The sequence below is a fragment of the Rhodococcus sp. MPR-R1B genome (genome assembly GCF_058793255.1).
This window is the reverse complement of the sequence record NZ_JBXAFO010000027.1, coordinates 61,063-69,767: the sequence shown is the minus strand read 5'-3', so window position 1 is coordinate 69,767 and position 8,705 is coordinate 61,063. Positions and strand designations below refer to the sequence as shown.

At 62.3% G+C, this 8,705-nt stretch carries 8 protein-coding genes; 7 read left to right on the top strand and 1 reads right to left on the bottom strand.

Annotation, left to right across the window (positions count from 1 at the left end; translation table 11 throughout):
• Nucleotides 1-2,013, top strand: a 2,013-nt coding sequence (locus AC1Q61_RS27145) for an isopeptide-forming domain-containing fimbrial protein (protein ID WP_492654909.1), incomplete at its 5' end; no start/stop codon positions are given.
• Between the two features lie 78 nt (nt 2,014-2,091).
• On the opposite strand, the gene AC1Q61_RS27140 is transcribed toward AC1Q61_RS27145, so the two are convergent.
• Nucleotides 2,092-4,173, bottom strand: a complete 2,082-nt coding sequence (locus AC1Q61_RS27140; RefSeq protein WP_058039323.1) for a PhoX family protein — start codon at nt 4,171-4,173, stop codon at nt 2,092-2,094.
• A gap of 234 nt (nt 4,174-4,407) precedes the next feature.
• Here AC1Q61_RS27140 and AC1Q61_RS27135 point away from each other — a divergent pair, with 234 nt between their 5' ends.
• The 6 genes from AC1Q61_RS27135 to AC1Q61_RS27110 all read left to right on the top strand — a co-directional run bounded on the left by AC1Q61_RS27135 (nt 4,408) and on the right by AC1Q61_RS27110 (nt 8,702).
• Nucleotides 4,408-4,644, top strand: coding sequence for a hypothetical protein (locus AC1Q61_RS27135; protein WP_223304396.1), 237 nt, complete (start codon nt 4,408-4,410; stop codon nt 4,642-4,644).
• A complete protein-coding gene (locus tag AC1Q61_RS27130; RefSeq protein WP_003945975.1) occupies nt 4,641-5,579 on the top strand; it encodes an ABC transporter ATP-binding protein in 939 nt (312 codons plus the stop codon). Before AC1Q61_RS27135 ends, AC1Q61_RS27130 begins: the two co-directional genes overlap by 4 nt.
• Nucleotides 5,576-6,367, top strand: a complete 792-nt coding sequence (locus AC1Q61_RS27125) for an ABC transporter permease (protein ID WP_492651259.1) — start codon at nt 5,576-5,578, stop codon at nt 6,365-6,367. The genes AC1Q61_RS27130 and AC1Q61_RS27125 overlap by 4 nt, the downstream gene beginning before the upstream one ends.
• 21 nt (nt 6,368-6,388) lie before the next feature.
• A complete protein-coding gene (locus AC1Q61_RS27120; protein WP_492651258.1) occupies nt 6,389-7,531 on the top strand; it encodes a sensor histidine kinase in 1,143 nt (380 codons plus the stop codon).
• Nucleotides 7,528-8,142: a response regulator transcription factor gene (locus AC1Q61_RS27115; RefSeq protein WP_003946002.1), complete on the top strand. Its 615-nt coding sequence runs from the start codon at nt 7,528-7,530 to the stop codon at nt 8,140-8,142. The genes AC1Q61_RS27120 and AC1Q61_RS27115 overlap by 4 nt, the downstream gene beginning before the upstream one ends.
• Nucleotides 8,143-8,294: 152 nt before the next feature.
• Nucleotides 8,295-8,702 carry a YciI family protein gene (locus AC1Q61_RS27110; RefSeq protein ID WP_003945999.1) on the top strand — a complete coding sequence of 136 codons (408 nt, stop codon included), beginning with the start codon at nt 8,295-8,297 and terminating at the stop codon, nt 8,700-8,702.
• The last annotated feature ends 3 nt before the right edge of the window (nt 8,703-8,705 follow it).

Sequence of the window (8,705 nt, the reverse complement as noted above, 5' to 3'; positions counted from 1 at the left end):
GTGGTCGGTGGGGTGTTCGTGAACAACTTCGTTGTTCCGGGGACGACTCCGCCGGTTGATCCTCCGGAGGTGTGTGATCCGGTGACGCAGCTGTGCACGACGCATCCGGTGAAGGTTCCGGGGTTCACGGTCGCGAAGGCTGCCGATCCTGCGTCGGGTACCAATGTTGCTGCTGGTCAGACGATCACGTATACGGTGACCGGTTCCAACACGGGTAACACGACTCTTGATCCGGTGGTGTTGACCGATGATCTGTCGAAGGTTCTCGACAACGCGGTGTTGGTGGACGGTTCGCTCAAGGCAACGGTCGACGGTGTCGACGCGACTGCTCCGACCCTGTCGGGCACCACGCTCACCTGGACCGGTGCATTGGAAGCCGGTAAGTCGGTTGTCCTGACCTACCAGGTGAAGATCAACGATGGTGTTGCCGGTGGCACGTTGATCAACAACAAGGTCACTGGTACTGCGAAGCCGCCGACGGGTCCGGAGATCACTCCTCCGCCGGTGACGACCGAGCATCCGGTGAAGGTTCCGGGGTTCACGGTCGCGAAGGCTGCGGATCCGGTGTCGGGTACCAATGTTGCTGCGGGTCAGACGATCACGTATACGGTGACGGGTGCGAATACGGGTAACACGACTCTTGATCCGGTGGTGTTGACCGATGATCTGTCGAAGGTTCTCGACAACGCGACGTTGGTGGACGGTTCGCTGAAGGCGACTGTCGACGGTGCTGCTGCCGCTGCTCCGACGCTGTCGGGGACGACGCTCACCTGGACCGGTGCATTGGAAGCCGGTAAGTCGGTTGTTCTGACCTACCAGGTGAAGATCAACGATGGTGTTGCCGGCGGGGTTCTGATCAACAACAAGGTCACTGGTACTGCGAAGCCGCCGACGGGTCCGGAGATCACTCCTCCGCCGGTGACGACCGAGCATCCGGTGGATGGCACACCCGCGATCGAGGTACTGAAGTCCTCTGTTCCGTCCACCACGAACCGTGTGGTTGGCGGCCAGGAGATCACGTACACGCTCACGTTCAAGAATGTGGGCACCGCGGATGGTGAGGTCAGCTTCTACGACGATCTCACCGACGTTCTCGACGATGCAGTAATGACGAAGGATCCGGCTACCACTTCCACGCTGGTTGTTTCGGGTGTCGTCGACAACGTCTTCACGGTCACCGGAAAGCTGGCCAAGGGCGAGACCGCGACAGTGACGTACACCGTCAAGGTCAATCCTGAGATCGGAACGTTGTCAGGTCCCGGATTCACTCCGGGTGTCCTGAACAACTACCTGGTGGTTGGTGGCGAGAACCCGCCAGTGGACTGTGTCCCGGGCGACGCTCTCTGCACCGAACACCCGATAGACCCGCCGGAGACCACCACTACGGTGCCGCCGACGACCACCACGACGCCGCCGGTCACGACGGAGCCCTGTGTTCCTCCGACGACGACCACGCGGATGGTTCCGACGACAACGGTTGCGACGACGACGGCTAGCGCGATCACTGCCGGTGACGCTGATGTGACCGGTACGGAGGAATCCACCACCGCGGAGGAGACCACCACAGAGGAGACCACGACAGAAGAAGTTGTCGCGGAAGAGATTGTGGATCCGTGTGGCGTGACGACAACGACGCCGCCGACGACAACGCCGCCGGTCACGACAGTTCCGCCGACCACGACGGTTCCGAACACGACGGTGCCGGTTACACCGACGATCATCATTCCCCCGATCGTCGTTGTGCCTCCGATCGTCGTACCGCCGACGGTTCCGGGTCAGCCGGTTCCGAGCACGGTTCCGGGACAGCCGAAGCCGCCGACAGCAAACCCGGGTCAGCCGGGTCAGCCGAAGCCGTCTGCTCCTCAGGGCGGGACGATCAACTCGGGTGGTGGCGCTGGTGAGAGTGGCGTGAACACCGGGTTGCTCGCAGCAGGTGGATTGGTTCTGCTGCTGGCGCTGGGAACGGGTGTTGTTCTCCTGACGCGTAAGCGTCGCGAGGACGGTGACAACTGATTCTCTTGAGAATCTGAGGTAAACGACGTGGGGCAGATCGCAGAGTATGCGATCTGCCCCACGTCGTTTTCATGTGTGTTACGAGCCGAGCCGAGATCCGTCCTTCTTCCAGGCTGCAACTACCGACGGGCGAGGCTGGGCGGAACCACCGTCGGGCCAATGGGATGCGGGGCTTTCGATGCTGGCGTCGTCGGTCTCGCCGGGGTGCTGGACGCAGACGATGACGCGCTTCTCGTCCACGATGGGGCCGCAGGTTTCGGCGCCGACGGGAACGGTGAGGAACTGCTTTGTCTCACCGCGGTTTTCGCCTTCGAGGACAACGCTGAACAGCCCGTCGTTGGACTTGAGTGCGTTGCCGTCGGTGGAGATCCACAGATTGCCGTGCGGGTCGAAGGCAAGGTTGTCCGGGCATGAGATGGGGCTGACCTTGCTCTTGTCGAACCCGCCGAAGTAAGTATCGGCTGTGGCCGGATCTCCGCAGACGAGAAGAAGATTCCAGCCGAAGGTGGTGCCGGCGTGGTCGTCGGTGATTTCGAGGACCTGGCCGTTCTTGTTGTTGTTCCTCGGGTTCGCCTCGTCGGCCGCGGCGCCACCGTCGACTCCGCGCTTGGTGTTGTTGGTCAGTGCGACGTAAACCTTGCCGCTCTTCGGGTTTGCCTCGAAGTCCTCGGGGCGATCCATCTTCGTTGCCCCGACCTTGTCACCGGCCTGGCGGGTGAAGACGGCGACCTCTTCGGCGCTCATACCGTCTACCAGCGATTCGCCCTTGCCGTCTTCGCCGGTGCGCAGGATGGCTACCCACTCGCCGGTTCCGTCGAACTTGCCGTCCGACGGAAGTTTGCCGCTGCCGTCGATCTCGCCGGCGGAGTTTCCGCTGAGCTTTGCGACGTACAGTGTTCCGGCGTCGAGCAGAGTCATGTTGTGGCGCATGGCTGCTTGACTCTTGCCGTCCTGCATCTTTCGGCTGGAGACGAACTTGTACATGTAGTCGAAGCGCTCGTCGTCGCCGCTGTAGGCGACGACGGTGCCGTCCGCCGTGATGTAAATGGTGGCGGCTTCGTGCTTGAAACGTCCGAGCGCTGTGTGCTTGATCGGAGTCGACGACGGATCCCAGGGATCGATCTCGACGACGTATCCGAATCGGTTGACCTCGTTGGGTTCTGCGACCAGATCGAACCGCTTGTCGAAGCGTTCCCACTTGCGCTCGGAAGCGGCACCGGCAAGACCGTAGCGCTTCAGCCGTGCTGCCACCGTGGGATCGGTGACACCCTCGGCGTTCGCGAAGTACTGGTTGAAGTTCTCTTCGCCGGAAAGCACTGTGCCCCAGGGGGTGACGCCGCCGGCGCAATTGTTGAGGGTGCCGAGCACTTTGGTTCCCGTGGGATCGGCACTCGTCTTGAGGAAGTCGCTACCTGCAGCGGGGCCGGTCACGACAAATTCCGTGGTTCCGGTGATGCGGCGGTTGTTCGATCCGATCTCCGGTACCAGCTTGCCGTTGTCGGATTCGCCCTTGACCTGCACGACCGACAGTCCGTGGCTGGCGAGGCCGATCTTGAACTGCTCCTCGGTCGGGTTCTCCGCATCGTAGCCGCGGAACATCGCCGGCTCGGTGGAGTATTCGTGATTGACCACGAGTAGGTAGGTGTTGGGCTGCCCGTCGACCGGGAGCAATCCGGCGAAGTCGTTGTTGAATCCGAACTGCAGTTCCTGCGCTGCCGCAGTCTGCTTGTCGAAGTCGAAAGCCGGGGCGCCGGCGAGAACGGCGTCACCCCAGCGAATCACGACGGCTTGATCGTATCCGTCAGGGACGGTGACCTTGTCTTCCTTGTTGGGCGCGACGGCGCCGAAGTTCGTCCCCGCTGGTGTCGATCCGCTGCTGCTGCCGCTCGTCGATCCGGTTCCCGGTTCGGCACTTGCGGATTCGTCCGAACAGGCAACGAGGGCGCTGCCCGCTCCCACCGCGAGCACTGCCATGCCGCTGCCCCGGAGCAAGCCGCGACGACTCAGCGCTGTGCGTGCGATGTCGCGGAAGTACTCGCCGCCCGAGGTGTTGGGGACCTCGTGAGAGCACGCGTTTCCGCACTTGTACTGGCAGGTGATCGACGCGCGTGCAGACACGCCGTCGTGTTTGACGAACAAGGCCAAAGGCTTGATAGCCACCGTGAACTCCCGAGATTCGATGTACGGACTTCGGGAACCGTAGAAGCTCGAAGCAAGGGTAAAGGAACGTAAAAATGAACGGCAAAACAACGAGGTGACCCTTACCCGCGGTTTACGACGCGTCCCCGCGGGGACGTCGCATGACATTTGTCATCGCTGATCCGTGACGGTGTCACCGCAGGTGATGACGCTGTGCACTGTTTTCGGCTCTGACTTCCCGCGAAGCTTGGATGCATGAGAGAACCACATGAGGGAAGCCTCCTGACGGACCTGATGGACATCGGACCCGCACCCACGATGGGCCGCGAACTTGTAGTGATCGTGGTGAACATCGCGATCGTCGGAGTGGTGTTCGCGATCATCGGCTCCAATCCGGTGTTCTGGATCCTTGTTGCCGCTCTCGCTGTCTATGCGGGTATTCGATTCGCGATCGGACTGCGCGGCTGGAACCGAGCGGAGGCGCAGCGATGAAGGGCGATCCCGTGATCGACGTAGTCGGAATGTCGCGGCGTTACGGCTCCGGTAAGGAGGCGTTCGATGCTGTTCGCAATCTGGATCTGAGTGTTCAGGAAGGCGAGCTGTTCGGCCTCCTCGGAACCAATGGTGCCGGCAAGACATCCACCCTCGAAGTGATTCAGGGTCTTTCACGAGCCAGTGCCGGAACGGTGCGCGTTCTGGGCATGGATCCGGTGCGCAACCGCAAGCAGATTCGCCCGTCGCTTGGCATCATGCTCCAGAAGGGTGGCTTGCCCCAAGACCTGACTGCTCGTGAGAGTTTGGCGATGTGGGCCGGAACCTGCTCGAATCCGCTGCCCGTGGACGAGGTGCTCGAGCGCGTGGACATGCGTGACCGTGGTGATACCCGCGTGAAGTTCCTCTCGGGAGGTGAGGCGCGGCGACTGGATCTGGCGTGCGCGATCATCGGCCGGCCACTCGTCCTGTTTCTCGACGAGCCGACTACTGGTTTGGATCCCGAAAGTCGACGTAACACTTGGCAATTGATCGCTGACTTGAAAGCGTCGGGCGTCACCATCATGTTGACGACGCATTACCTGGACGAAGCCGAGTCCCTGTGCGACCAGTTGGCGATCATGCACCGAGGATCGGTGGTGCGCAGCGGAACCGTGGCGGACGTCGTCGCGGATCATCCTGCCCAGATCAAACTGCACCGTCCCGGTCTTCCGCTCCCGGCCCTGGCCGGCGCCGAGGTACGCGTCGAAAACGATCTGGTGGTGATAACCACTCGCACAGTGCAGGAGACGCTGACGGAACTGCTGCTGTGGGCACAGCACAACAACATCCTGCTGACCGGCCTGGATGCCCGCGCGGCATCCCTGGAGACCGTATTCCTCTCCATTGCAGACCAATTCGATCATCACGCAACTCTCGAAGGAGCGTCGGCATGAACCGCATAGCAACCCTGTCTCGTTCGGAGTTCACGCTCCTGGGACGAAATCGACTGTTGCTCTTCAACGCAATCGTCCTCCCGTTGATCTTTCCCGTGGGGATGCTGTACCTGTCGCGCGATGGCGGGATGTCCGACAAGTCGGTGTCGGCAGGCCTCGAGGTGTTTGCACTCTTCCTGCTCGTGTTCGTGGTCTTCTACAACCTCCTGTCGGTGTACGCGACGCGTCGTGACGAGTTGGTTCTCAAGCGACTACGGACAGGGGAATGCAGCGACGCCGAGATCCTCGCGGGCCCGGCAGTGCCGTCGTGGGTTCTCACCGGCCTGTTGACGGTGGTGATCGGAATCGCCGTGATGGTTCTGGGCGGTAGTGCTCCGGTCAATCCGGTCCTGGTGCTGGTCGCGGTGATCGGCGGCGCCGCGCTCTTCACGGCGCTGGCGTTGATCACTTCGGCTGTCACGCGAAATGCAGAGGCGGCGCAGATCACCTGCATGCCGATTCTGATTCTGGCGACGGCAGGTATGTCCTCGATCAGGAATGTCGTGCCGGACAACGTTGCTCGCATTCTCGATTTCACTCCGCTGGCCGCAGTAGTGGACCTTCTCAATCTCGGATGGCTGGGGCGGACCACTGGCGAACTGGCTGATCTGGGCGATGCGCCCGGTGCGGCAGCGGGATTTGTCGACACCTTCGGTTCGGCTGCGCAACCGCTGTTGGTCATGCTGGCGTGGATCGTCGGTTCGGTTCTGATCGCGAACGTCCACTTCCGCTGGGAACCGCGTTCGTAGAACTCTGAGAAGGTAGTGGGCATGATCGCGCAGAACTTCGGACGCTGGAATCCGAGACGGACGTGGCGAACCGCGTCGAACGTCGACAAGGTTCGCCTCTACACGCGGCAATCGTTCATCATGGTCGCAGTGGTTTTCGGTGGCTTCGGTGCGGTCACCGAGATAGTTGCGGATCGGTACCTGTCGGGTGTCTTCCTCGGAATCAGTGCCGTTGCGTGCGTCATCGCCGTGTCTCGGATGCCTGATCTGGGCGGAGTCGTGGCCAAGCCCGTCCAGATTCCTCTTGCCGTGATGACGTTGTCGGCGTTCTGCTCGGCGGGAATTGCCTTGGGAAGCAATGGCGAGAACGGCCCGTACTTCTGGCTGGCGGCAATCCTTGTCGTGCCCCTTGCGGGGTTGACGTCGTTGCGCTGGCTGATCGTGGGCTCGGTGGCCGCCGGGGTTGTACTGGGACTGCTTGCGGGTCCGGGAAGCGGCGTGTCCGTCGGAATCGTCGCCGCCTTCATGGGGCTGACCGTCTACATGTCGGTGTGGCTGCTGCGGATGGTCACCGAATTGGACGAGGCACGCGGAGCCGCTGCCGCTCTGTCCGTCGCCGAGGAACGGTTGCGATTTTCACGCGATCTCCATGACGTCGTCGGGCGGGCACTGTCTGCAATTGCGGTGAAAAGTGAACTTGCAGCTACTCTTTCACGACGCGGCGACGATCGTGCCGCCGCGCAGATGGACGAAGTACGCGAACTTGCGCAAGATTCACTCGACGAAGCGCGCGAGTTGGTTCGGGGATACCGGTCCATCGCCTTGGCGTCCGAGCTGGCCGGTGCGCAGTCTCTGCTCGAGGCCGCCGGAATCTCCACTGCGATACGTGGATCGGCAGATCAGCTGCCGGTGGAACTGGCCGAAGCTGCCGCCTGGGTCGTCCGTGAAGGCGTCACCAACATTCTCCGGCACTCCAGTGCCGAGAATTGCAGCATCGAAGTGTTCGCGGACGGCGTCGTGATCGCCAACGACGGCGCACGGATCGCAGAGCCGAACAACGGAACCGGCCTGAACGGATTGCGCGAGCGCGTCGGCGCCGTCGGAGGAATTGTCGAAACCGTGCAGGACGAAGATCGCTTCACCCTCACCGCCCACTTTCCGTCCCGAACGAAGGAGTCTCGGTGACCGAGCCGATCAAGGTACTGCTGGCCGACGACGAGAACCTGATCCGCTCGGCTCTGGCCATGATGTTGTCGCTCGAGGACGACATAGTTGTCGTCGCGGAAGCCGAATCCGGCGAGGATGCCGTGGTCGCTGCTGCAAAACATCAACCTGACGTAGCCGTGCTCGACCTTCAAATGGCAGGTATCGACGGCATCGAGACGGCGCAACAGATTGCGCAGACGGTCTCGGGGTGCGTCTCGATCATCGTGACGAGCCACGGGCGTCCCGGGTATCTGAAGAAGGCACTGTCAGCAGGCGTCCGAGGATTTCTGCCGAAGACGACGCCTGCGGCGACGCTCGCCGAGGTGGTCCGCAGCGTCCACGCGGGCGGGCGGTACGTCGATCCGTCGTTGGCTGCCGAGGCGATCGGCGCCGGCGACTCACCGCTTACTCCGCGCGAAGCGGACGTACTCGAGTACGCGGCCGACGGAGCATCCATCGAGCAGATCGCTTCCCGGGCACACCTCTCGGCAGGAACCACCCGGAACTATTTGTCGTCAGCTGTCACCAAACTCGGTGCTGCCAACCGGCACGAAGCAGCGGTGATCGCCCGCCGGCAGGGGTGGATTTAGGGCCTTCGGCCCCGTGCGCCTTTCTGGTTGCGGGCACTACCAAAAAGGCGCACAGGGCCGAAGGCCCCGCAATGTCGAGAATCCCCGACTTGCTTCGTCCCTGTAGTGAAGTGCGACCAGAATGGGTGGCACCGATACAGAGGAGATTCACGATGGCCAAGTACTTGCTGCTCAAGCACTACCGCGGCGCTCCGGCTGCAGTCAACGACGTGCCGATGGACCAGTGGACGCCGGACGAGATCACGGCCCACGTGAAGTACATGCAGGACTTCGCGGATCGGCTCGAGAAGGCGGGCGAGTTCGTCGACGGTCAGGCTCTCGCTCCTGAGGGCACTTTTGTCCGGTACGACGGTGAGGGTCGCCCGCCGGTCACCGACGGTCCGTTCGCGGAAACCAAGGACCTCATTGCCGGCTGGATGGTGATCGACGTCGACAACTACGACCGTGCCGTCCAATTGGCCGGCGAGCTCTCGGCCGCGCCCGGCGCAGGCGGGAAGCCGATTCACGAATGGCTCGAACTGCGCCCGTTCCTGACCGAGCCGCCGACCATCACGGACTGAAAC